19 protein-coding genes and 1 pseudogene are annotated in these 23520 nt (G+C 69.8%); 15 read left to right on the forward strand and 5 right to left on the reverse strand.

Translation table 11 applies throughout. From position 1 onward, the window contains the following. Positions 1-5 precede the first annotated feature (5 nt). Both Q4V64_RS18405 and Q4V64_RS18410 read right to left on the reverse strand, forming a co-directional pair. Complete coding sequence (locus Q4V64_RS18405) at positions 6-1163, reverse strand: acyl-CoA dehydrogenase family protein (protein WP_124442193.1); 1158 nt, start codon at positions 1161-1163, stop codon at positions 6-8. 159 nt (positions 1164-1322) lie between these two features. Continuing rightward, positions 1323-1922 carry a TetR/AcrR family transcriptional regulator gene (locus Q4V64_RS18410; RefSeq protein WP_124442047.1) on the reverse strand — a complete coding sequence of 200 codons (600 nt, stop codon included), beginning with the start codon at positions 1920-1922 and terminating at the stop codon, positions 1323-1325. A gap of 85 nt (positions 1923-2007) precedes the next feature. Between Q4V64_RS18410 and Q4V64_RS18415 the strand changes: the two genes are divergently transcribed. From Q4V64_RS18415 to Q4V64_RS18460, 10 genes are all read left to right on the forward strand, one after another. Continuing rightward, positions 2008-3624 (forward strand): carboxyl transferase domain-containing protein, encoded by a 1617-nt coding sequence (locus Q4V64_RS18415; RefSeq protein WP_124442046.1) that lies wholly within the window; start codon positions 2008-2010, stop codon positions 3622-3624. 6 nt (positions 3625-3630) lie between these two features. After that, the gene (locus Q4V64_RS18420; protein ID WP_124442045.1) at positions 3631-5655 is read left to right on the forward strand and encodes an acetyl/propionyl/methylcrotonyl-CoA carboxylase subunit alpha; all 2025 of its coding nucleotides are present in this window, start codon (positions 3631-3633) and stop codon (positions 5653-5655) included. Continuing rightward, positions 5652-6593 (forward strand): hydroxymethylglutaryl-CoA lyase, encoded by a 942-nt coding sequence (locus Q4V64_RS18425; protein ID WP_124442044.1) that lies wholly within the window; start codon positions 5652-5654, stop codon positions 6591-6593. Before Q4V64_RS18420 ends, Q4V64_RS18425 begins: the two co-directional genes overlap by 4 nt. Before the next feature lie 6 nt (positions 6594-6599). Then, complete coding sequence (locus Q4V64_RS18430) at positions 6600-7760, forward strand: acyl-CoA dehydrogenase family protein (protein ID WP_124442043.1); 1161 nt, start codon at positions 6600-6602, stop codon at positions 7758-7760. A 229-nt stretch (positions 7761-7989) separates the two neighbouring features. After that, positions 7990-9036 (forward strand): ABC transporter substrate-binding protein, encoded by a 1047-nt coding sequence (locus tag Q4V64_RS18435; protein ID WP_124442042.1) that lies wholly within the window; start codon positions 7990-7992, stop codon positions 9034-9036. A gap of 109 nt (positions 9037-9145) precedes the next feature. Next, a complete protein-coding gene (locus Q4V64_RS18440) occupies positions 9146-10012 on the forward strand; it encodes a siderophore-interacting protein (protein ID WP_124442041.1) in 867 nt (288 codons plus the stop codon). Positions 10013-10208: 196 nt separating this feature from the next. Next, positions 10209-11675 (forward strand): lysine decarboxylase DesA, encoded by a 1467-nt coding sequence (gene desA, locus Q4V64_RS18445; protein ID WP_124442040.1) that lies wholly within the window; start codon positions 10209-10211, stop codon positions 11673-11675. Continuing rightward, on the forward strand, positions 11659-12945 hold the full coding sequence (locus Q4V64_RS18450) for a SidA/IucD/PvdA family monooxygenase (RefSeq protein WP_253267143.1): 1287 nt from the start codon (positions 11659-11661) through the stop codon (positions 12943-12945). Before desA ends, Q4V64_RS18450 begins: the two co-directional genes overlap by 17 nt. Continuing rightward, positions 12942-13502 carry a GNAT family N-acetyltransferase gene (locus Q4V64_RS18455; RefSeq protein ID WP_124442038.1) on the forward strand — a complete coding sequence of 187 codons (561 nt, stop codon included), beginning with the start codon at positions 12942-12944 and terminating at the stop codon, positions 13500-13502. Before Q4V64_RS18450 ends, Q4V64_RS18455 begins: the two co-directional genes overlap by 4 nt. Further along, positions 13499-15280: an IucA/IucC family siderophore biosynthesis protein gene (locus Q4V64_RS18460; protein ID WP_124442037.1), complete on the forward strand. Its 1782-nt coding sequence runs from the start codon at positions 13499-13501 to the stop codon at positions 15278-15280. Before Q4V64_RS18455 ends, Q4V64_RS18460 begins: the two co-directional genes overlap by 4 nt. A 366-nt stretch (positions 15281-15646) precedes the next feature. On the opposite strand, the pseudogene Q4V64_RS18470 reads toward Q4V64_RS18460, so the two are convergent. After that, positions 15647-16650: pseudogene (locus tag Q4V64_RS18470) on the reverse strand (beta-N-acetylhexosaminidase); the annotation flags it as partial. 43 nt (positions 16651-16693) lie between these two features. Between Q4V64_RS18470 and Q4V64_RS18475 the strand changes: the two are divergent. The 3 genes from Q4V64_RS18475 to glmS all read left to right on the forward strand — a co-directional run bounded on the left by Q4V64_RS18475 (position 16694) and on the right by glmS (position 19794). Further along, positions 16694-17572 (forward strand): DUF4429 domain-containing protein, encoded by an 879-nt coding sequence (locus Q4V64_RS18475; RefSeq protein WP_124442036.1) that lies wholly within the window; start codon positions 16694-16696, stop codon positions 17570-17572. Positions 17573-17651: 79 nt separating this feature from the next. After that, positions 17652-17909 carry a hypothetical protein gene (locus tag Q4V64_RS18480; protein WP_124442035.1) on the forward strand — a complete coding sequence of 86 codons (258 nt, stop codon included), beginning with the start codon at positions 17652-17654 and terminating at the stop codon, positions 17907-17909. Between the two features lie 67 nt (positions 17910-17976). Then, the gene (glmS, locus tag Q4V64_RS18485) at positions 17977-19794 is read left to right on the forward strand and encodes a glutamine--fructose-6-phosphate transaminase (isomerizing) (protein WP_124442034.1); all 1818 of its coding nucleotides are present in this window, start codon (positions 17977-17979) and stop codon (positions 19792-19794) included. 98 nt (positions 19795-19892) lie between these two features. Here the strand turns inward: glmS and Q4V64_RS18490 are convergent, their stop codons facing one another. Together Q4V64_RS18490 and Q4V64_RS18495 are read right to left on the reverse strand one after the other, a co-directional pair. Continuing rightward, positions 19893-20450 (reverse strand): GPR1/FUN34/YaaH family transporter, encoded by a 558-nt coding sequence (locus Q4V64_RS18490; protein WP_124442033.1) that lies wholly within the window; start codon positions 20448-20450, stop codon positions 19893-19895. A 150-nt stretch (positions 20451-20600) separates the two neighbouring features. Continuing rightward, positions 20601-21128, reverse strand: a complete 528-nt coding sequence (locus tag Q4V64_RS18495) for a universal stress protein (RefSeq protein WP_124442032.1) — start codon at positions 21126-21128, stop codon at positions 20601-20603. A gap of 306 nt (positions 21129-21434) precedes the next feature. On the opposite strand from Q4V64_RS18495, the gene Q4V64_RS18500 reads away from it, so the two are divergent. Further along, positions 21435-21767 carry a hypothetical protein gene (locus tag Q4V64_RS18500; protein WP_124442031.1) on the forward strand — a complete coding sequence of 111 codons (333 nt, stop codon included), beginning with the start codon at positions 21435-21437 and terminating at the stop codon, positions 21765-21767. A gap of 378 nt (positions 21768-22145) precedes the next feature. Further along, entirely contained in the window at positions 22146-23432 is a 1287-nt protein-coding gene (locus Q4V64_RS18505) for a helix-turn-helix domain-containing protein (protein WP_124442030.1), read from the forward strand. The last annotated feature ends 88 nt before the right edge of the window (positions 23433-23520 follow it).

Here is a 23520-nt window from a genome sequence, read left to right on the forward strand (position 1 = left end):
CGGCCTTACAGGCCCATGTCCTTCGCGATGATCGTCTTCATGATCTCGCTGGTGCCGCCGTAGATGCGGTTGACGCGGTTGTCCGCGTACAGGCGGGCGATCGGGTACTCGTTCATGAAGCCGTAGCCACCGTGCAGCTGGAGGCAGCGGTCGATCACGCGGTGCGCGACCTCGGTGCAGAACAGCTTGGCGCTGGCGGCCTCGGCGGGGGTCAGCTCGCCCGCGTCGAGGGCTTCGAGCGCGCGGTCGGCGACCGCCTCGGCGGCGTCCACCTCGGCCTGGCAGGCGGCCAGCTCGAACTTGGTGTTCTGGAAGGCCGCGACGGGCTTGCCGAAGACGGTGCGCTCCTGCACGTACTCCTTGGCGAACCGGACGGCGGCCTTGGCCTGCGCGTAGGCGCCGAAGGCGATGCCCCAGCGCTCGGAGGCGAGGTTGTGGCCGAGGTAGGAGAAGCCCTTGTTCTCCTCGCCGAGGAGGTCCTCGGCGGGCACCTTGACGTCGACGAAGGCGAGCTCGGCGGTGTCGGAGGTCTTCAGGCCGAGCTTGTCGAGCTTGCGGCCGATGGAGTAGCCCTCGGACTTGGTGTCCACGGCGAACAGGGAGATGCCGTGGCGGCGGTCCTCGGCGGTGGGCGCGGCGGTGCGGGCGCACACGATCACGCGGTCGGCGTGGACGCCGCCGGTGATGAAGGTCTTGGCGCCGTTGAGGACGTAGTGCGTGCCGTCCTCGGAGAGCTTCGCGGTGGTCTTCATGCCCGCGAGGTCGGAACCGGTGCCCGGCTCGGTCATCGCGAGGGCCCACATCTCCTCACCGGAGACGAACTTCGGCAGGTAGCGCTTCTTCTGCTCGTCGGTGGCGAGCATCTTGATGTACGGCAGGCCGAGCAGCACGTGCACGCCGGAGCCGCCGAAGGAGACGCCCGCGCGGGCGGTCTCCTCGTACATCACGGCCTCGAACTTGTAGGAGTCGATGCCGGCGCCGCCGTACTCCTCGTCGACGCGGATGCCGAAGACGCCGAGCTCGGCGAGCTTGTAGTAGAAGTCGCGCGGCGCCTGGCCGGCGGCGAACCACTCGTCGTAGACCGGGACGACCTCGGCCTCGATGAAGGCCCGGAGGGTCTCCCGGAACGCCTCGTGATCCTCGTTGAACACCGTACGGCGCACCGCCGCCACCGCCCTTCTTTGCGCCTAAACCGGCGCCGCTCTCGCGTACGTGGTTGCTCGCCGTCGGGGTTCCTCAATTGATGGTTGCGGACCGATGGCTAAGCGCTTGCTCAGCCAAAAAGCTACCGGCCAGTTGGCGCACCTGTCCAGAGACGCACGTCACTCCTGGGCGACCGCCGCCCCGAACGCCCCCCGAGCCATCCGATGCAGCAACTCCGCCGTGGCCCCCCGCCCCGGCAGCGACCCCGCCCGCCCCAGATGCGGCGTCGAGTTCAGCAGGCCGAAAACCGAGTGCACCGCCGACCGCGCCGCGGGCTCGGTCAGGCCCGGATACACCTCCCGGACCACCCCCACCCACAGCTCGACGTACTGCCGCTGCAGCTGCCGTACCAGCTTGCGGTCGCTGTCCCGCAGGCGGTCCAGCTCGCGGTCGTGCAGGGTGATGAGGGGACGGTCGTCGATCGCGAAGTCGATGTGACCCTCGATGAGCGAGTCGAGGACCTCCTCCGGACCCACTCCGTCCGCCTCCTGGAGGCGGCGTTTCGCGCCGGTCAGCAGCTGACCGCTGATGCCGACCAGCAGCTCGGCGAGCATCGCGTCCTTGCCGGGGAAGTGGCGGTAGAGGCCGGGGCCGCTGATGCCGACCGCGGCGCCTATCTCGTCCACGCCGACGCCGTGGAACCCGCGTTCGGCGAAGAGCCGCGCGGCCTCCTTGAGGATCTGTTCGCGACGGGTGGGGGCGTCGGTTCTGGTGGCCATGGAAGCAATTCTAGACAGGGAGGTTAGCGCTCGTTAACCTGAAGGAAACGCGTTAACGCTCATTAACAAGGTGAGGGGCCGCAGGATGGAGCAGGCACCGGAGCTGACGAGCGCGGCAGACCCCGCGTCGGAGGCCTGGCGGGCCAACGAACAGGCCCACCTGGCACTCGTCGAGGAGCTGCACGCCAAGCTCACCGCCGCCCGGCTCGGCGGTGGGGAGAAGGCGCGGGCCCGGCACACCGCGCGCGGGAAGCTGCTGCCGCGGGACAGGGTCGACGGCCTCCTCGACCCCGGCTCGCCGTTCCTGGAGCTGGCTCCCCTCGCCGCCGACGGGATGTACGACGGGCAGGCCCCGGCCGCCGGGGTCATCGCCGGGATCGGACGCGTGAGCGGGCGGGAGTGCGTCGTCGTCGCCAATGACGCGACCGTCAAGGGTGGCACGTACTACCCGATGACGGTGAAGAAGCACCTGCGCGCGCAGGAAGTGGCCCTCGAGAACCGCCTGCCGTGCGTCTACCTCGTCGACTCCGGCGGCGCCTTCCTGCCGATGCAGGACGAGGTCTTCCCCGACCGGGAGCACTTCGGGCGGATCTTCTACAACCAGGCCCGGATGTCCGGCGCCGGGATCCCGCAGATCGCCGCCGTGCTCGGTTCCTGCACCGCGGGAGGGGCGTACGTGCCGGCCATGAGCGACGAGGCCGTCATCGTCCGCAACCAGGGGACGATCTTCCTCGGCGGGCCTCCCCTGGTGAAGGCCGCCACCGGCGAGGTCGTCACCGCGGAGGAGCTCGGCGGCGGAGACGTGCACGCGCGCGTGTCCGGCGTCACCGACCACCTCGCGGAGGACGACGCGCACGCCCTGCGCATCGTGCGGACCATCGCCGCCGCCCTCCCCGCGCGCGGGCCGCTCCCCTGGGAGGTCACGCCTTCCACAGAGCCCAAGGTGGACCCGTACGGGCTGTACGGCGCCGTGCCCGTCGACTCCCGCACCCCCTACGACGTACGCGAGATCATCGCGCGCGTGGTCGACGGCTCCCGTTTCGCCGAGTTCAAGGCCGAGTTCGGGCAGACCCTCGTCACCGGCTTCGCCCGGATCCACGGCCACCCGGTCGGAATCGTCGGCAACAACGGCATCCTGTTCTCCGAGTCCGCCCAGAAGGGCGCCCACTTCATCGAGCTGTGCGACCAGCGCGGCATCCCGCTGGTGTTCCTGCAGAACATCTCCGGCTTCATGGTCGGCAAGGACTACGAGGCCGGCGGCATCGCCAAGCACGGCGCCAAGATGGTGACGGCCGTCGCCTGCACGCGCGTGCCCAAGCTGACCGTCGTGGTCGGCGGGTCGTACGGCGCGGGGAACTACTCCATGTGCGGGCGGGCCTACTCCCCCCGCTTCCTGTGGATGTGGCCGAACGCCAAGATCTCCGTCATGGGCGGCGAGCAGGCCGCGTCCGTCCTCGCGACGGTCAAGCGGGACCAGCTGGAGGCCCGCGGGGAGGCTTGGCCCGCGCAGGACGAGGAGGCGTTCAAGGCGCCGATCCGCGCGCAGTACGAGCGCCAGGGGAACGCCTATTACGCCACCGCCCGCCTGTGGGACGACGGGGTCATCGACCCGCTGGAGACCCGGCAGGTGCTGGGGCTCGCCCTGACCGCCTGTGCCAACGCGCCTCTGGGTGAGCCCCAGTTCGGCGTCTTCCGGATGTGAGGACCCATGTTCGACACGGTGCTTGTAGCCAACCGGGGTGAGATCGCCGTCCGCGTCATCCGCACGCTGCGGTCGATGGGCGTGCGCTCGGTGGCGGTCTTCTCCGACGCGGACGCCGACGCCCGGCACGTCCGCGAGGCCGACACGGCCGTACGCATCGGACCGGCGCCCGCGGCCGAGAGCTATCTGTCCGTCGAGCGGATCCTGGAGGCCGCCGCCCGCACGGGCGCCCAGGCCGTGCACCCGGGATACGGCTTCCTCGCGGAGAACGCCGGCTTCGCACGCGCGTGTGCCGACGCGGGGCTCGTCTTCATCGGGCCGCCGGCCGAGGCGATCTCCCTCATGGGCGACAAGATCCGCGCCAAGGAGACGGTGCGGGCGGCCGGGGTGCCCGTCGTCCCCGGCTCCAGCGGCAGCGGGCTGACCGACGCGCAACTGGCCGACGCGGCCCGCGAGATCGGCATGCCCGTGCTGCTGAAGCCCTCCGCCGGTGGCGGCGGCAAGGGCATGCGGCTGGTACGGGACGCGGAGAAGCTGGCGGACGAGATCGCCGCCGCCCGCCGCGAGGCCCGCGCCTCCTTCGGCGACGACACGCTGCTCGTCGAGCGGTGGATCGACCGGCCCCGGCACATCGAGATCCAGGTCCTGGCGGACGGCCACGGCGGCGTGGTCCATCTGGGCGAGCGCGAGTGCTCCCTCCAGCGCCGCCACCAGAAGATCATCGAGGAGGCGCCCTCCGTCCTGCTGGACGAGGAGACCCGCGCGGCCATGGGCGAGGCGGCGGTCCAGGCGGCCCGTTCCTGCGGGTACGAGGGCGCGGGCACCGTGGAGTTCATCGTCCCCGGCGAGGACCCGAAGGCGCACTACTTCATGGAGATGAACACCCGCCTCCAGGTGGAGCACCCGGTCACCGAGCTGGTCACGGGCCTGGACCTGGTGGAGTGGCAGCTGCGGGTGGCGGCGGGCGAGCGGCTGCCGTTCGCGCAGGAGGAGATCCGGCTGACGGGCCACGCGATCGAGGCCCGCGTCTGCGCGGAAGACCCGTCGCGCGGGTTCCTGCCGTCCGGCGGCACGGTGCTGATGCTGCACGAGCCGCAGGGCGACGGCGTCCGCACCGACTCCGGGCTCGGCGAGGGCACCGAGGTCGGCAGCCGGTACGACCCGATGCTGTCCAAGGTGATCGCGTACGGCCCGGACCGCGCCACGGCGATCAGGAAACTCCGGGCGGCCCTCGCGGACACGGTCACGCTGGGCGTGCGGACGAACGCCGGGTTCCTGCGGCGGCTGCTCGCGCATCCGGCGGTCGTGGCGGGCGAGCTGGACACCGGGCTGGTCGAGCGGGACGTGGAGGGGCTGGTCTCGGCGGAGGTGCCGGAAGCGGTGTACGTGGCCGCCGCGCTGCTGCGTCAGGCCGCTCTGGTCCCGCGGGCGTCCGGCTGGGTCGATCCCTTCTCCGTGCCGGGCGGCTGGCGCCTGGGCGGCGAACGCGCCTGGACGGCCCACCACATGCGGGTGCCGGGGCACGACCCCGTGACCGTCCGCGTGCGCGGCACGGCGGACGACGGCGTCGAACTACTGCTCGACGGTACAGAGCGGCCTCTGATGAGGGCCAAGGGCCTGCCCACCGGCCCGGGACCGGATCTCCGGTTCACCTTCCGGCTCGACGGCGTGGTCCACACCTTCGCCGCCCTGCCGGGAGGCACCTGGGTGGGCCGTGACGGCGACGCCTGGCACGTGCGCGACCACGACCCGGTCGCCGCGTCACTGACCCGGGCCGCGCACTCCGGCGCCGACTCCCTCACCGCGCCCATGCCCGGCACGGTGACCGTCGTGAAGGTCGCCGTCGGCGACGAGGTCACCGCCGGTCAGAGCCTGCTGGTCGTGGAGGCGATGAAGATGGAGCACGTCATCTCCGCCCCGCACGCCGGCACGGTCGCCGAACTGGACGTGGCGCCGGGCACGACGGTCGCGATGGATCAGGTCCTGGCCGTCATCGCACCGCACGACGAGGAAGAGGCGGTGGCGGAATGACCGTTCAGGGACTGCCCATGACCGTACCGGCGGGGGACCTCCCCGCCCGCGTCCGCATCCACGAGGTCGGCGCCCGGGACGGCCTGCAGAACGAGAAGTCGACCGTGCCGACCGAGATCAAGGCGGAGTTCGTCCGCCGCCTCGCCGACGCGGGCCTGACCACCATCGAGGCCACCAGCTTCGTCCACCCCAAGTGGGTGCCCCAACTGGCCGATGCCGAGCAGCTGTTCCCCCTCGTCAGCGACCTGCCCGTCGCGCTCCCGGTCCTCGTGCCGAACGAACGCGGCCTGGACCGCGCCCTGACGCTGGGGGCGAACCGTGTCGCCGTCTTCGCCAGCGCCACCGAGTCCTTCGCCAAGGCCAACCTCAACCGCACGCTCGACGACGCCCTGGCGATGTTCGAGCCGGTGGTGGCGCGGGCGAAGGCGGCAGACGTCCACGTCCGCGGCTATCTCTCCATGTGCTTCGGCGACCCCTGGGAGGGCCCGGTCCCGGTCCCCCAGGTCGTCCGCGTCTGCGAGGCGCTCCTCGACATGGGCTGCGACGAGCTGAGCCTCGGCGACACCATCGGAGTCGCGACCCCCGGCCACGTCCGCGCGCTCCTCACCGCCCTCACCGAACAGGACATCCGCGTCGGCGCGTTGGGCGTGCACTTCCACGACACGTACGGCCAGGCGCTGTCCAACACCCTCGCCGCCCTCCAGCACGGCGTCACCACGGTCGACGCCTCCGCCGGCGGCCTCGGCGGCTGTCCGTTCGCGAAGTCCGCCACCGGAAACCTCGCCACGGAAGACCTGGTGTGGATGCTGCGGGGCCTCGGCATCGACACCGGCGTCGACCTCGGCCGTCTCGTCGCCACAAGCGTGTGGATGGCCGACCGGCTGGGCCGGCCCAGCCCGTCCCGCACCGTCCGGGCCCTCTCCCACCAGGAGCAGTGAAGAACAATGGACCACCGACTCTCCCCCGAACTCGAAGAACTGCGCCGTACGGTCGAGGAGTTCGCCCACGACGTCGTGGCGCCCAAGATCGGCGAGTTCTACGAGCACCACGAATTCCCGTACGAGATCGTCCGCGAGATGGCCCGCATGGGCCTGTTCGGGCTGCCGTTCCCGGAGGAGTACGGCGGTATGGGCGGCGACTATCTGGCACTGGGCGTGGCCCTGGAGGAACTGGCCCGGGTCGACTCCTCCGTGGCCATAACCCTCGAAGCGGGCGTCTCGCTCGGCGCCATGCCGATCCACCTCTTCGGCACCGAGGCCCAGAAGCGTCAGTGGCTGCCGCGGCTGTGCACGGGCGAGGTCCTCGGCGCGTTCGGCCTCACCGAGCCCGACGGCGGCACGGACGCGGGCGCGACCCGTACGACGGCCCGGATCGACCCGGAGACGGACGAGTGGGTGATCAACGGCACCAAGTGCTTCATCACCAACTCGGGCACGGACATCACGGGCCTGGTCACGGTCACGGCGGTGACCGGCCGCAAGCCGGACGGCAACCCGCGCATCTCGGCGATCATCGTCCCGTCCGGCACCCCGGGCTTCTCGGTCGCGGCCCCCTACTCGAAGGTCGGCTGGAACGCCTCGGACACCCGCGAGCTGTCCTTCTCCGACGTCCGGGTCCCGGCGGCGAACCTGCTGGGCGAGGAGGGCCGGGGCTACGCCCAGTTCCTGCGCATCCTGGACGAGGGCCGCATCGCGATCGCGGCGCTGGCGACCGGCCTGGCCCAGGGCTGTGTGGACGAGTCGGTGAAGTACGCGAAGGAACGCCACGCGTTCGGCAGGCCGATCGGCGCCAACCAGGCGATCCAGTTCAAGATCGCCGACATGGAGATGAAGGCCCACACGGCCCGCCTGGCCTGGCGCGACGCGGCCTCACGCCTGGTGGCCGGCGAGCCCTTCAAGAAGGAGGCGGCCCTCGCCAAGCTCTACTCCTCCACCATCGCCGTGGACAACGCCCGCGACGCCACCCAGATCCACGGCGGCTACGGCTTCATGAACGAGTACCCGGTGGCCCGCATGTGGCGCGACTCGAAGATCCTGGAGATCGGCGAGGGCACGAGCGAGGTGCAACGCATGTTGATCGCACGGGAGTTGGGACTGGCGGGCTGAGGCGCCCGAACCGCAGCCACTCGCGGGGCACCGTCGGCGATCAGCCGGCGGTGCCCTGCTTTGTGATCCGGATCACCGTCGCGGCGGGTATCGCCCCGCACCGCGAGGGGCATACGCACCAAGTCCCCCTGGACAAGATGTGAGGTTAGGCTAACCTAAGCTCCATTCCAGCCACCCGCAGGCACGCACCCCCAGTGGCCCCACGTACGTACGAAAGCAGATCCATCCCATGTCGAACGCCAGAACCGCCAACTTCTCCCGCCGCGGCCTGCTCGCCACCGGCGGCGCCCTCGGTCTCGGCGCCTTCCTGGCCGCGTGCGGCGACAGCCACTCGGAGAGCGGTGGCTCGGACTCGACGGCTTCCGGCAAGGCCTCCGGGCCCTGGTCCTTCAAGGACGACCGCGGCACCACCGTGAAGCTGGACAAGGTCCCCTCGAACATCGTCGCGTTCACCGGCGTCGCCGCCGCCCTCTACGACTACGGCGTCTCGGTCAAGGGCGTCTTCGGCCCGACCAAGACCGCGGACGGCAAGCCCGATGTGCAGGCCGGTGACATGGACGTCAGCAAGCTGACCGTCCTCGGCAACGCCTGGGACCAGTTCAACGTCGAGAAGTACGCGACCCTCGCGCCCGACGTGCTGATCAGCACGATGTTCGACGACGCCGGCACCCTCTGGTACGTGCCCGAGGCGTCCAAGGACAAGATCGCCCAACTGGCGCCGAGCGTGGGCCTCTCCGTCTACGACCGGCAGCTCACCAAGCCGCTGGAGCGCATGTGGGAGCTGGCCGAGTCGCTCGGCGGCGACATGACGTCCGCCAAGGTGACCGACGCCAAGAAGCGGTTCGAGGCGGCCGCCACCCGGCTGCGCGCGGCCGCCAAGGCCAAGCCCGAGATCAAGGTGCTGGCCGGCTCCGCGAGCCCGGAGCTGTTCTACGTCTCCGGCACCAACCTCTCCATCGACCTGGAGTACTTCAAGGCCCTCGGCGTGAACTTCGTCGAGCCGCCGGAGAGCGCCAAGAAGCAGGGCGGCGGCTGGTTCGAGAGCCTGAGCTGGGAGAACGTCGACAAGTATGCGGCCGACGTCATCATGATGGACGACCGCTCCTCGACGATCCAGCCGGCGGACATCGCTGAGGCGACCTGGAAGAAGCTGCCCGCGGTCAAGGCGGGGCAGGTTGTCGCGCGTTCGCCTGAGCCGATCCTGTCTTACGACAAGTGCGTGCCTCTGGTCGAGAACCTGGCCGAAGCTATCGAGAAGGCGAAGAAAGTCAGCTGATTAGGGGTGGCTGAGCTTGGCGGGTGGCTGCCGGCCGTATGTGGCTTGTCGCGCAGTTCCCCGCGCCCCTAGGCAACTATCCCTGACGGCGATTCAGGAGTTACCCCCCATGACTACGGCCGTAGCCGCCCCGTTCCGTTTCTTCTCCCTTCAGGTCGTACGGACGAGGCGGCTCGGCCCGTCTCTGGTCCGGGTCACCTTCGGCGGGCCCGACCTGAAGGACTTCCACTCCGACGGACGGGACCAGTCCCTGTCTTTGTTCCTGCCGCACCCGGGCCAGCCCGAGCCGGTCATCCCGATCGAGCTAGGGGACGGCTGGTGGCAGGGCTGGCGTGAACTCCCGGAGGACGTACGGGCGGTGATGCGCTCGTACACCCTCCGGGCCCTCAGGCGCGCCCCGGACGAGATAGACATCGACTTCGTGCTGCACGGCGTGGAGCCGGGGGCGGCCATCGCTGCGGGCCCCGCCTCCCGGTGGGCCGCGCGGGCCGCCGCCGGTGACAAGGTAGTGCTGCTCGGTCCGGCGATCGCGGACAACCGGGCGATCCGCTTCCGGCCGCCCGAGGACGCCGATCTGGTGGTCGTCTGGGGCGACGAGACCGCCGTACCCGCCGCCTGCGCCATCGTCGAGTCGCTGCCGGCCGGCACCCGTGCCCGGGTCTGGCTGGAGGTGCCGCATGCCGAGGACATCCAGGACGTCCGGACCGAGGCGGACGCCGAGATCACCTGGCTCGTCCAGGACGAGGGGAGCGTGGAGAGCTCCCCCATGGGCTCCCCCATGGCTCTCCACGCGATCCGTTCCGCCGAACTCCCGGACGCCTCGGACCCGTACGTCTGGATCGCGGGCGAGTCCGGGTGCGTGAAGGAGCTGCGCCGGCACTTCGTGCGCGAGCGCGGGATCGACCGCCGCAGAGTCACCTTCGTCGGCTACTGGCGGCAGGGCCTGACCGAGGAGCAGCTGCGCGAGGCGGGCTGACCCCTGCGCGGACCCCACGCGGGACCAACGCGCGCACATCCCCAACCAGTCGACGACAGCCCTGCGTTCAGAGTGACCGCAGTCACGGCAGAGGCAGGGTTTCGGTCGAGTTAATTAGGTTAGGCTAACCTAAGTTGAACCGGAGGCTCCGCCCCGCTCCCCGCCCCACGGACTGTCCCCACCGGAGGACCCGCACATGCGCTCGCACCTGCTCAACGACACGACCACGGAGCACTACCGCCGCTCCGTGACCGAAGGAATAGAGCGGGTGGCGGCCAAACTCGCCACCACCGTAAGTCCGTTCACCGGCGTCACCGTCGACGCCCTCGCTCCCCGCATCGACGAGATCGACCTCGACAAGCCGCTCCACGACACGGAGGCCGTGCTCGACGAACTGGAGGACGTCTACCTCCGGGACGCGATCTACTTCCACCACCCCCGCTACCTCGCCCACCTCAACTGCCCGGTCGTCATCCCGGCCGTGCTCGGCGAGGCGATCCTCTCCGCCGTCAACTCCTCCCTCGACACCTGGGACCAGTCGGCCGGCGGCACCCTCATCGAGCGCAAGCTCATCGACTGGACCACCGCCCGCATCGGCCTCGGCGAGAACGCCGACGGCGTGTTCACCTCCGGCGGCACCCAGTCCAACCTCCAGGCGCTGCTGCTGGCCCGCGAGGAGGCCAAGCCAGGGCGGGATGGGTGGGAAGGTCCAGCCAGCCTGGCCAAACTGCGCATCTTCGCCTCCGAGGCCGGCCACTTCAGCGTGAAGAAGTCCGCGCAGCTCCTCGGGCTCGGCCAGGACGCCGTGGTCTGCGTCCCCGTCGGCGCCGACAAGCGCATGCAGACCGTCGCGCTCGCCCGCGAGCTGGAGCGCTGCAAGCAGGACGGCCTCGTCCCCATGGCCGTCGTCGCCACCGCCGGCACCACCGACTTCGGCTCCATCGACCCGCTGCCCGAGGTCGCCGAGCTGTGCGAGCAGTACGGCGTGTGGATGCACGTGGACGCCGCCTACGGCTGCGGACTGCTCGCCTCCGTCAAGTACCGGGACCGCATCGACGGCATCGAGCGCGCCGACTCGGTCACCGTCGACTACCACAAGTCCTTCTTCCAGCCGGTGAGTTCGTCCGCCGTCCTGGTCCGGGACGCGGCCACCCTGCGCCACGCCACCTACCACGCGGAGTACCTCAACCCCCGCCGCATGGTGCAGGAACGTATCCCCAACCAGGTCGACAAGTCCCTCCAGACCACCCGCCGCTTCGACGCGCTCAAGCTGTGGATGACCCTGCGGGTGATGGGCGCCGACGGCATCGGGCAGCTCTTCGACGAGGTGTGCGAGCTGGCCGTGGAGGGCTGGAAGCTGCTGGCCGCCGACCCGCGCTACGACGTCGTGGTCGAGCCGACCCTGTCCACCCTCGTCTTCCGCTACATCCCGGCGGCCGTCACCGACCCGGCCGAGATCGACCGCGCCAACCTGTACGCCCGCAAGGCCCTGTTCGCCTCCGGCGACGCGATCGTCGCGGGCACCAAGGTCGGCGGCCGCCACTACCTGAAGTTCACCCTGCTCAACCCCGAGACGCAGGCGTCCGACATCGCCGCCGTCCTCGATCTGATCGCCGGCCATGCCGAGCAGTACCTGGGAGAGTCCCTTGACCGCGCTTCCTGAGCCCACTGGTGCCACGGAAAAGACCTATGACTTCGTGGGGATCGGGCTCGGCCCGTTCAACCTCGGCCTGGCCTGCCTCACCGAGCCCATCGCCGAACTCGACGGCGTCTTCCTGGAGTCCAAGCCGAACTTCGAGTGGCACGCGGGCATGTTCCTGGACGGCGCCCACCTCCAGACGCCGTTCATGTCGGACCTGGTCACCCTGGCCGACCCGACGTCGCCGTACTCGTTCCTCAACTACCTCAAGGACCAGGGCCGTCTGTACTCGTTCTACATCCGCGAGAACTTCTACCCGCTGCGGGTCGAGTACGACGACTACTGCCGCTGGGCCGCGGACAAGCTGAGCAGCATCCGGTTCAGCACGACGGTCGCCGAGGTCACGTACGAGGACGAGCACTACCTCGTACGCACCGAGGGCGGAGACGTGTACCGCGCCCGTCACCTCGTCCTCGGCACGGGCACGCCCCCGTACATCCCCGAGACCTGCCGGAACCTGGGCGGCGACTTCCTCCACAACTCCCGCTACATGCGGCACAAAGAGGAGTTGCGGAAGAAGGAGTCCATCACGCTGGTGGGTTCCGGCCAGTCCGCCGCCGAGATCTACTACGACCTGCTCAGCGAGATCGACGTCCACGGCTACCGGCTGAACTGGGTCACCCGATCCCCGCGCTTCTTCCCGCTGGAGTACACCAAGCTCACGCTGGAGATGACCTCCCCGGAGTACATCGACTACTTCCGTGAGCTGCCGGAGGCCACCCGCTACCGCCTCACCGACCAGCAGAAGGGCCTGTTCAAGGGCATCGACGGCGACCTGATCAACGAGATCTTCGACCTGCTGTACCGGAAGAACCTCGGCGGTCCCGTGCCCACGCGGCTGCTCACCAACTCCTCGCTCACCGGCGCGCGGTACGAGAACGGCACGTACACCCTGTCCTTCCGCCAGGAGGAGCAGGAGAAGGACTACGAGATCGAGTCCCAGGGGCTGATCCTGGCCACGGGCTACAAGTACGCCGAGCCGGAGTTCCTCGCGCCCGTCCGGGACCGCCTCCTCTACGACTCCCAGGGCAACTACGACGTGGCCCGCAACTACGCGATCGACGTGACCGGCAGAGGCGTCTTCCTGCAGAACGCCGGCGTCCACACGCACAGCATCACCAGCCCCGACCTGGGCATGGGCGCGTACCGCAACAGCTACATCATCCGTGAGCTGCTCGGCACCGAGTACTACCCGGTCGAGAAGTCCATCGCGTTCCAGGAGTTCGCCGTATGACCTTCACGTTCCGCCCGCTCGACCCCCTGAAGGACGCCGAGCTGCTGCACTCCTGGCTCACCCACCCCAAGGCCGCCTACTGGATGATGCAGGACGCCGGACTCGAGGACGTCGAGCGCGCCTACATGGAGATCGCGGCCGACGAGCACCAGCAGGCGTACCTCGGCCTGCGCGACGGCGAGCCCGCCTTCCTGATGGAGAAGTACGACCCCGCCCACCGCGAGCTGGTCGGCCTGTACGACCCGCGGCCGGGCGACGTCGGCATGCACTTCCTCGTGCCGCCCACCGACCGGCCCGTGCACGGCTTCACCAGGGCCGTCATCACCGCCGTCATGGCGTACCTCTTCGAGGACCCGGCGGTGGAACGCGTCGTCGTCGAGCCGGACGTGTCCAACAAGGCCGTCCACGCCCTGAACGAAGCCGTCGGATTCGTGCCCGAGCGCGAGATCCAGAAGCCGGAGAAGAAGGCGTTGCTGAGTTTCTGCACACGGGACCACTTCTTTGACACGCACAGCCGCAACAGGCACAGCCTCACGGCCACGGGGGTGACGGCATGACCCTCGCCGACGCCGTGGCCCACCTCTCCCCCGAGCGCTGGGAGCAGGCCAACCGCCGGCTGATCCGCAAGGCGCTCGCCGAGTTCGCGCACGAGCGGCTGATCGCGCCCGAGAAGGACGGCGACCAGAACGGCGACCAGTACGTCGTCCGCAGCGACGACGGTCTGACCCGCTACCGCTTCACCGCCACCCGCCGCGCCCTCGATCACTGGCAGGTGGACGCCGACTCGATCACCCGCACCCGGGACGGGGCCGACCTCCCGCTCGCCGCCCTGGACTTCTTCATCGAGCTGAAGCGGACGCTGGGCCTGAGCGACGAGATCCTGCCGGTCTACCTGGAGGAGATCTCCTCCACCCTCTCCGGCACCTGCTACAAGCTCACCAAACCGCAGATCCCGGTCGCCGAGCTCGCGAAAAGCGACTTCCAGGCGATCGAGACCGGCATGACCGAGGGCCACCCCTGCTTCGTCGCCAACAACGGACGGCTCGGCTTCGGGATCCACGAGTACCTGTCGTACGCCCCCGAGACCGCGAGCCCGGTCCGCCTGGTGTGGCTGGCCGCGCACCGCTCGCGGGCGGCGTTCACGGCGGGCATCGGGATCGAGTACGAGTCCTTCCTGCGGGACGAGCTGGGCGAGGTGACGCTGAACCGTTTCCACGACACCCTCACGGACCAGGGCCTCGACCCCGCCGACTACCTCCTCATCCCCGTCCACCCCTGGCAGTGGTGGAACAAGCTCACCGTCACCTTCGCCGCCGAGATCGCCCGTGGCCACCTCGTCTGCCTGGGCGAGGGCGACGACGAGTACCTGGCCCAGCAGTCCATCCGCACCTTCTTCAACCACTCGCACCCCCAGAAGCACTACGTGAAGACGGCCCTGTCCGTCCTCAACATGGGCTTCATGCGCGGTCTGTCGGCCGCCTACATGGAGGCGACCCCGGCGATCAACGACTGGCTCGGCCAGCTGATCGAGGGCGACCCGGTACTGAAGTCGACGGGCCTGTCGATCATCCGCGAGCGGGCGGCCGTCGGGTACCGGCACCTGGAGTACGAGGCGGCGACGGACCGCTACTCGCCGTACCGCAAGATGCTCGCCGCGCTGTGGCGGGAGAGCCCGGTGCCCTCGCTCCAGGAGGGCGAGCAGCTGGCCACCATGGCCTCCCTCGTCCACGTCGACCACGAGGGCGCGTCCTTCGCGGGCGCGCTGATCGAGCGGTCCGGGCTCACCCCGACGCAGTGGCTGCGCCGCTACCTGCGGGCCTACTTCACCCCGCTCCTCCACAGCTTCTACGCCTACGACCTGGTGTTCATGCCGCACGGCGAGAACGTGATCCTGGTCCTGAAGGACGGCGTGGTCCAGCGCGCGATCTACAAGGACATCGCCGAGGAGATCGCCGTGATGGACCCGAACGCGGTCCTCCCGCCCGAGGTGCGGCGCATCCGGGTCGAGGTCCCCGAGGACAAGAAACTCCTGTCGATCTTCACGGACGTCTTCGACTGCTTCTTCCGCTTCCTCGCGGCGAACCTCGCCACCGAGGGTGTCCTGGGGGAGGAGGACTTCTGGCGGACGGTCGCGGAGGTGACGCGCGACTACCAGCAGTCGGTGCCCGAACTCGCCGACAAGTTCAAGCGGTACGACATGTTCGCCCCCGAGTTCGCGCTGTCCTGCCTCAACCGGCTCCAGCTGCGTAACAACGAGCAGATGGTGGACCTCTCGGACCCGGCCGGCGCCCTCCAGCTGATCGGCAACCTGGAGAACCCGATCGCGGGGCTGTAGGCCCACACAGACGGGCGGGCATCCCCGGAGTACGGTCCTCCGGGGGTGCCCGTCTTTTGTGGTTCGGCCGTGTCCGGCCCAGCGATATTCGTATTTCATGTCGAGTTGCAGCTCTCTCCGGCACCTTCTCCGGAGACTCTCCCCTGGATCGCTCCGGTGAGTTGGACGGCGCTTGAGTCCGCCTGACGACTGCCCTGCCGGCAACCGGGAGGCGTCAGGGACCCCTCCGATGTGCCCACCAACTTGGTTGTCGCCAGCGGACGTTCACCACCGTAGCCGCCGCCCACGAGCCCTGGACCGTTTGCCCGAAGATACGCCCATCTCCCACCCGTACGAGTGACGCACTCACGTGGCTCCCCCGTCCCGGCGGTCGGCCGGGGACAGGATCAGCCCGGTCCCGCTCTGCGCGGCCTTGGCGACCTGGGCCTTCTCCTCGTCGCTGGTGGAGTCCAGCCCCCAGTACTGGGCGAGCGCGCCCTTCGCCGGGGTCGCGCCGGTCAGCTGGTGCCAACCGACCGACGTCTTGCCGTACTTGGCGACGATCGGCTGTACGCGGTCCATGAACTTGACGTAGTCCTCAGCTCGGCGTAGGAGGCCAGCGCCGCATTGGTGTGGCCCGGCATGTCCATCTCGGGGACGACCTCCAGGTAGCGGGAGGCCGCGTACCGGACGATCTCCTCGTAGTCGGCCTTGGTGTAGTGGCCGCCGGGGCCGCCGCCGATCTGCGTGGAGCCGCCGTACGTCGCCAGGCGGGGCCAGGAGTCGAGGGCGATGCGCCAGCCCTGGTCGTCGCTGAGGTGCAGATGCAGCTTGTTGATCTTGTAGAGGGCGAGTTGGTCGATGTACCGCTTGACCTGGTCGACGGTGAAGAAGTGCCGGGAGACGTCGAGCATCGCGCCGCGCCAGCCGTAGCGCGGGGCGTCCTGGACGGTGCCGCCCGCGACCAGCCACGGGCCGGGCTGCACGGAGTCCTCCTCGACGGCCGCCGGGAGCAGCTGGCGCAGGGTCTGCACGCCGTGGAAGAGCCCGGCGGGCCGGGCGGCGGTGATGGTGACGCCCGTGCCGTCACTGTCGATGCGGTAGCCCTCGGCGCCGAACGGGCCCTCGGCCAGGCGCAGGTGGATGCCGCCCCCGCCGTGCGTGGTGACGGGGAGGCGGTAGCCGGTCGACGGCTTGAGGACACCCGCGAGGTAGGCGCCGATACGGCGGGCCTCGCGCGAGTCGTCGACGCGGATGTGCGTGTCACGGGTGATGCGCTACGGCGATCCGCCGGGCGTGACCGAGGCGGGGGCCGGGACCACCCGGTCGAGCGGGGGCACGGTCGGTCCCACAAACGGTCCCTTCCTTGAGCCCTGACAGAGGGGTGACAGGTATGGACCAACTCTCCCTCAGAACCGGTGAAACAATCCTGCCATGGCGGAAATCCTCCAGAAGGACGGTACTTGGAGCTTCGACGGCGATGCCCTGCGACTGACCCCGGGGCGGGACAAGAACGTCGGCCTGCTCCGTAAAACCCTCGGTGAACTCGTCGTCCCGCTGGGCGCGTTGGCGGGGATCTCGTTCGAGCAGGGCAAGAAGACCGGGCGGTTGAGGCTGCGGCTGCGCGACGGCTCCGATCCGCTGCTGCTCGCCACCGGCGGCCGGCTCACCGAGCCGCACGATCCCTACCAGCTGACCGTCGAGTCCGACCGCTACGGCGTCGCCGAGTACTTCGTGGACGAGGTCCGGGACGCCCTGCTCCTGGACCAGGTCCCGGCCGACCCGGTGGACGCCTACCTGCTGCCGGGCCCGGCCGTGCCGCTGTCGGTCTCCGCGGGGGACGGCACCGCCCGCTTCGACGGCGAGTGCGTCCGCCTGGACTGGAACTGGAAGACCGAGGACGCCAAGGCCGCCGCCGGCACCCGCGTCATCGCACTGGCCGACATCGCCGCCGTGGAGTGGCATCCGGCGGTCGGCCTGGAGAACGGCTATCTCCGCTTCACCGTGCGGAACGCCCCGACCAAGGCCCCGCCCAAGTACGACCCGAATTCGGTGGAACTGTGGGGCTTCAAGAAGGACCCGCTGATGGCCCTGGTCGCGGCGGCCGTCCAGGCCCGCCTCCCGCATCCGGCCGCGGCGGCCCCGAAGGACGTACGACCGCCGCAGTCCGAGCCGGCCGCCACGTCCACCGGCGAGGACGACCACGACGCGCTGCTGCGCCGCTTGCGCGAGCTCGGCGAGCTGCACCGCACGGGCGTGCTGACGGACGAGGAGTTCGCGATGGCCAAGCAGGCGATCCTCAAGAGGATGTGATCTCGGCACGCGGGTAATCTCTGCCCGGAATCGGGCAGGATTCTTGCGAAAGTGTCGCCGATACCCCAGGATCTACCGGGTGCACGACGAACTTGTCGATCATCTGACGCGGTCCACGCCCCTCAGCCGGGGCGAGGCGCTGCGTGTGATCCAGGAAGTGCTCGCCTACTTCGACGAGACGACCGAGGACTACGTCCGTCGCCGCCACCGCGAGCTGCAGGCCCAGGGCCTGGTGAACGCGACGATCTTCGAACGGATCGGGGCGGACCTGAAATACCGGGCGGTGGCCCCGCCGGAGCTCACGCTCCGGCAACTGCGCCGCATGGTCTACGGCTGATCCAACGGAATACCGCGAGACACTGCGGACACCGCGAACACTGCGAAACACTGAGGAATACATATATATGTGCGGAATCGTCGGTTACATCGGGAAGCGCGACGTGGCGCCCCTGCTGCTGGAGGGCCTCCAGCGACTGGAGTACCGGGGCTACGACTCGGCGGGCATCGCCATCATCTCCCCGAAGACCTCCGGCCTGAAGACGGTCAAGGCCAAGGGCCGGGTCCGCGACCTTGAGGCGAAGGTCCCGGCGCGCTTCAAGGGCACGACCGGCATCGCCCACACCCGCTGGGCCACCCACGGCGCCCCCTCCGACGTGAACGCCCACCCGCACCTCGACGCCGAGGGCAAGGTCGCCGTCGTCCACAACGGCATCATCGACAACGCCTCCGACCTGCGCCGCAAGCTGGAGGCGGACGGCGTCGAGTTCCTCTCCGAGACCGACACCGAGGTCCTCACCCACCTCATCGCCCGTTCCCAGGCCGTCAAGCTGGAGGACAAGGTCCGCGAGACCCTGCGGGTCATCGAGGGCACCTACGGCATCGCCGTCCTGCACGCCGACTTCCCGGACCGGATCGTGGTCGCCCGCAACGGCTCCCCGGTCGTCCTCGGCATCGGCGAGAAGGAGATGTTCGTCGCCTCGGACATCGCCGCCCTGGTCGCCCACACCCGCCAGATAGTCACGCTGGACGACGGCGAGATGGCCACCCTCAAGGCCGACGACTTCCGCACGTACACCACCGAGGGCACGCGGACGACCGCCGAGCCGACCACCGTGGAGTGGGAGGCGGCCTCCTACGACATGGGCGGCCACGACACCTACATGCACAAGGAGATCCACGAGCAGGCCGACGCCGTGGACCGCGTGCTGCGCGGCCGCATCGACGACCGCTTCTCCACCGTGCACCTCGGCGGCCTCAACCTGGACGCCCGCGAGGCGCGCCAGATCCGCCGCGTGAAGATCCTCGGCTGCGGCACCTCGTACCACGCGGGCATGATCGGCGCCCAGATGATCGAGGAGCTGGCCCGCATCCCGGCGGACGCCGAGCCCGCTTCCGAATTCCGCTACCGCAACGCGGTCGTCGACCCCGACACCCTCTACATCGCCGTGTCGCAGTCCGGTGAGACGTACGACGTACTGGCGGCCGTCCAGGAGCTGAAGCGCAAGGGCGCCCGGGTGCTGGGCGTGGTGAACGTCGTCGGCTCGGCGATCGCCCGCGAGGCCGACGGCGGCATCTACGTCCACGCCGGTCCCGAGGTCTGCGTCGTCTCGACGAAGTGCTTCACCAACACCACGGTCGCCTTCGCCCTGCTCGCCCTGCACCTGGGCCGCACCCGCGACCTCTCCGTCCGCGACGGCAAGCGGATCATCGAGGGTCTGCGGAAGCTGCCCGGCCAGATCTCCGAGATGCTGGAGCAGGAGGAGGGGATCAAGAAGCTGGCCCAGGAGTACGCCGAGGCCCGCTCGATGCTCTTCATCGGCCGCGTCCGGGGCTACCCGGTGGCCCGCGAGGCCTCCCTGAAGCTCAAGGAGGTCTCGTACATCCACGCCGAGGCCTACCCGGCCTCCGAGCTCAAGCACGGCCCGCTGGCGCTGATCGAGCCCGCCCTGCCGACGGTCGCGATCGTCCCCGACGACGACCTCCTGGAGAAGAACCGCGCCGCCCTGGAGGAGATCAAGGCCCGCAGCGGCAAGATCCTCGCGGTGGCCCACCAGCACCAGGAGAAGGCCGACCAGACGATCGTCGTCCCGAAGAACGAGGACGAACTGGACCCCATCCTCATGGGCATCCCCCTCCAGCTCCTCGCCTACCACACGGCCTTGTCCCTGGGCAGGGACATCGACAAGCCGAGGAACCTCGCGAAGTCGGTGACGGTCGAGTAACAAGTCGAGTAACAAGAGGACGGACCCCCACGTGTGGCCACCGAACACGGGGGGTCCGTTCTCATCACCGGGGGCCGCCCAGCCCCCGGCCTGCGCAGCTAGGCCGTCGCCCTCCGGCCGGCAGCGCGTCGCGGAAGTGCGGTCGGCCAATGGGCCAGCGCTGCCGTGGCCGCGTACCAGGCCACCGCACCCGCGGCGACGGCGACCCAGCCCCCAGCCTTGGCGAGGCTGTCGTTCTCGGCGAAGGTCGCGATGGCGAGCAGAACCAGGGAGACGACGAACAGCCCGTACGTACCCTTGGCGAGCTGATCGCCGACGGCCACCGCGAGGGACAGCGCCACAAGGGCGAACAGCAGCAGGAACAGTCCGGCCGCGTTGGCGGAGACCTGGTTGTCGGCCGAGACGGCCCACGTGAACCAGAGGGCGCCGAGCGCCGAGAAGGCCGTCCCCGTAGCGGCGTCACGCTCGCGGAACGCCATGAGTCCGGCGACGAAGAGGGCGACTCCGCCCACGTACTGCGCGATCGAAACGGCATCCGCCGCCGTCACGCCGTCGATCACGTCGGTGTACCCGAGGCCGACGGCCAACAGGGTGATGCCGAGAGCGAGTCGGCCGACGATCGTGGTGGTGCTTCCCGCGGAGACGTCGTTGTCCACGGCGGGCTCCCTTCATGCATGTGCAGTTGTGCGGTGACCGGTATATGCCCTTCACAAGGGCACAAACACCTCTACGCACGAGTAGATTTATGCGGCGCACAAAGGGAGTTGGCCGTACCCAGGTCCCATCTCACCGGGGAGAACGGCGAGTTACGGAATGACAACGACGGGCCGCTTCGCCCGCTTGGCGAGCCGCCCCGCGACGGAGCCGAAGATCCGGCCCACGATGCCGTGCGTGGAGCCGACGACGATCGCGTCCGCCTCGTACTCCCGGCCCACCTCTTCGAGCTCGTGGCAGATGTCGCCGCCGCGCTCGACGAGGATCCAGGGCACCTCGGCGAGGTAGTCCGCACAGGCGAGCTCGAGGCCGAGCACCTCGGTGCGGTGATCGGGCACGTCGACGAAGACCGGCGGCTCGCAGCCCGCCCACACGGTGGTGGGCAGCCGGTTGGCGACATGGACGATGATCAGGCCCGATCCGGAGCGATGGGCCATGCCGATGGCGTACGCGAGGGCGCGCTCACTGGATGTGGAGCCGTCGAAGCCCACGACGACACCGTGCTTGAAGGCGGGGTCGCAGGACTGGCGTGGCTCTTCCGCCGCCAGGGGTTCGGCCGCCGTAGGGTCGGCGACCGGCCGCTTGCGGTCCGCGGGTTCGAAGAATTCGTGACCGGCCATGGCTGTCTCGGCGTTGTGATCCTTGATCGGGTGGGACGACAGTGGGCGGCTGAGCTGTGTCCGGGAATCATCTTCCCAACCCCATACCCCCAAGGGTACGGCGGCACGCCTCCTCAGCCCAGATCCCGCCCACGGTGCGTGGGGATTTCAGGGAGCATGCACGAGTGGGTGCCCGCAGCGCAATGGTCGCTGCGCTGTACAGGCGGTTCGCACAGGATTCACTTACCACCGGGTCACACCGGACACACAGTGACCGATCGGATCGAACACGCGTTGAACCCACGAGCCACGCCCCAGGGAGCACGCATGTCCGGTCCCAGATCCCGTTCCGAGGCCCGCCTCGCGACCTCACCCGGCCAGAACTCCGCCACGGACGTCGTCCGCTGGGCGATCTTCAGCTGCGTCCTCGTCCCCGTGGTCCTCCTCTGGTACGGCACCTCCCTCGCCGGCGCCACCGGCACCGCCCTCGGTCTCGCCGCCGTCACCGCCGTCTGCCGTATCCTCCTGCGCCAGTCCGAGCGCGGCGCGGCCCGCCTGCTCGCCGAGGAACGCGCCCCGCATCGCGGCCGCCATCACAGGACCGGAACGGGAGCACACCGAGGCGGACGTCACAGTGGGGGAAATACACCGGTCGGTTGACCGGTTTTCACGCACGCGCCCGACTCTTTTCAGCCAACTTCCGGCCCCCGCGTGTCCCCGGTCCGAACCACCCCCCAACCCCCGTTCCACCTGCACGGAAAGGGCCGCCGGGGGTCTGCGCACCCTACGTGGATTGGCCACTGCGACAAGGCGCACTTCCCTGCACGCCCCACGAGTGCAACGCTTCGTGATCGAATGCTTCACGCCAAGTTGCCAAGTCGACAATGTGCCGGATGACGAACTGGTCTTCCCGGCACCACGGGACGCAGTAGATTCGATCTTGACTGTCTTACGGCGGGGGACTCGTGCAGGACCGAGGGGAAACGTGCAGGAGCGACACAACCGAGGAGCCGCGACCACCGAGGGGGGCTTAGCAGTATGAGCCACGACTCCACTGCCGCGCCGGAAGCCGCGGCCCGGAAACTGTCCGGGCGACGCCGCAAGGAGATCGTCGCGGTGCTGCTGTTCAGCGGCGGCCCCATCTTCGAGAGTTCCATACCACTTTCGGTGTTCGGGATCGACCGCCAGGACGCCGGCGTACCGCGCTACCGACTGCTGGTGTGTGCCGGCGAGGAAGGCCCGCTGCGGACCACAGGGGGCCTGGAACTCACCGCGCCGCAGGGCCTGGAAGCGATCTCGCGGGCGGGCACGGTCGTCGTACCGGCCTGGCGTTCGATCACTTCCCCGCCCCCGGAGGAGGCGCTCGACGCACTGCGCCGGGCGCACGAGGAAGGCGCCCGCATAGTCGGGCTGTGCACCGGCGCCTTCGTCCTCGCGGCGGCGGGCCTGCTGGACGGCCGCCCCGCGACAACGCACTGGATGTACGCGCCGACGCTGGCCAAGCGCTATCCGTCGGTGCACGTCGATCCCAGGGAGCTGTTCGTCGACGACGGCGACGTACTGACGTCGGCGGGTACGGCGGCCGGGATCGACCTCTGTCTGCACATCGTGCGGACGGACCACGGCAACGAGGCGGCGGGCGCGCTGGCCCGGCGCCTGGTGGTCCCCCCGCGCCGGTCGGGCGGCCAGGAGCGCTACCTCGATCGGTCTTTACCAGAGGAGATCGGCGCCGACCCGCTCGCCGAGGTCGTCGCCTGGGCGCTGGAGCACCTCCACGAGCAGTTCGACGTGGAGACGCTGGCGGCGCGGGCGTACATGAGCCGTCGTACGTTCGACCGCCGGTTCCGCTCGCTGACCGGCAGCGCGCCGCTGCAGTGGCTGATCACGCAGCGCGTGCTCCAGGCCCAGCGCCTGCTGGAGACGTCGGACTACTCGGTGGACGAGGTCGCGGGACGTTGCGGCTTCCGTTCGCCGGTGGCGCTGCGTGGGCACTTCCGCCGCCAGCTGGGCTCCTCGCCGGCCGCGTACCGGGCCGCGTACCGCGCCCGCAGGCCGCAGGGAGAGCGGCCACCGACGGATGGTGACGGCACCGCGAGTCCGGTCGGGCCGGCGGGACATCCGGGGCAGGCGACCGCGCAGGCGTCCCTGCACCCCGAGGGCGGGCCTCTTCCGCTCCAGACCCGCCGCACGGCACCGCCGAGTCCGGTCGGGTCGTCGGCGTCGCTGTCCTCGTCCTCGCCCTCGTCCTCCTCTCCTGCGGAGAACGGTCGCGAGGCGTATGCGGGGAGCCGGGCGAGTCTGCCGGGGCAGCGCAGCGGGATGTGAGGGCTGGACCTGGCGGGGGCGAGCGCGGGGCCCGCGGCGAAGCCGCTGATGATGCAGCTCGCTCCCGCCGCCCCGCCGGGGGTCCAGA

Source organism: Streptomyces sp. NL15-2K (genome assembly GCF_030551255.1).
In the GTDB taxonomy this organism is placed as follows: domain Bacteria; phylum Actinomycetota; class Actinomycetes; order Streptomycetales; family Streptomycetaceae; genus Streptomyces.

Excerpts from the sequence above, each read along its gene's own strand:
- Q4V64_RS18460 (WP_124442037.1), top strand. The coding sequence starts at position 13,499 with ATGACCCTCGCCGACGCCGTGGCCCACCTCTCCCCCGAGCGCTGGGAG.
- Q4V64_RS18420 (WP_124442045.1), top strand. The coding sequence starts at position 3,631 with ATGTTCGACACGGTGCTTGTAGCCAACCGGGGTGAGATCGCCGTCCGC.
- Q4V64_RS18435 (WP_124442042.1), top strand. The coding sequence starts at position 7,990 with ATGTCGAACGCCAGAACCGCCAACTTCTCCCGCCGCGGCCTGCTCGCC.
- Q4V64_RS18440 (WP_124442041.1), top strand. The coding sequence starts at position 9,146 with ATGACTACGGCCGTAGCCGCCCCGTTCCGTTTCTTCTCCCTTCAGGTC.
- Q4V64_RS18425 (WP_124442044.1), top strand. The coding sequence starts at position 5,652 with ATGACCGTTCAGGGACTGCCCATGACCGTACCGGCGGGGGACCTCCCC.
- Q4V64_RS18505 (WP_124442030.1), top strand. The coding sequence starts at position 22,146 with ATGAGCCACGACTCCACTGCCGCGCCGGAAGCCGCGGCCCGGAAACTG.
- Q4V64_RS18410 (WP_124442047.1), bottom strand. The coding sequence starts at position 1,922 with ATGGCCACCAGAACCGACGCCCCCACCCGTCGCGAACAGATCCTCAAG.
- glmS (WP_124442034.1), top strand. The coding sequence starts at position 17,977 with ATGTGCGGAATCGTCGGTTACATCGGGAAGCGCGACGTGGCGCCCCTG.
- Q4V64_RS18500 (WP_124442031.1), top strand. The coding sequence starts at position 21,435 with ATGTCCGGTCCCAGATCCCGTTCCGAGGCCCGCCTCGCGACCTCACCC.
- Q4V64_RS18415 (WP_124442046.1), top strand. The coding sequence starts at position 2,008 with ATGGAGCAGGCACCGGAGCTGACGAGCGCGGCAGACCCCGCGTCGGAG.
- desA (WP_124442040.1), top strand. The coding sequence starts at position 10,209 with ATGCGCTCGCACCTGCTCAACGACACGACCACGGAGCACTACCGCCGC.
- Q4V64_RS18475 (WP_124442036.1), top strand. The coding sequence starts at position 16,694 with ATGGCGGAAATCCTCCAGAAGGACGGTACTTGGAGCTTCGACGGCGAT.
- Q4V64_RS18455 (WP_124442038.1), top strand. The coding sequence starts at position 12,942 with ATGACCTTCACGTTCCGCCCGCTCGACCCCCTGAAGGACGCCGAGCTG.
- Q4V64_RS18495 (WP_124442032.1), bottom strand. The coding sequence starts at position 21,128 with ATGGCCGGTCACGAATTCTTCGAACCCGCGGACCGCAAGCGGCCGGTC.
- Q4V64_RS18430 (WP_124442043.1), top strand. The coding sequence starts at position 6,600 with ATGGACCACCGACTCTCCCCCGAACTCGAAGAACTGCGCCGTACGGTC.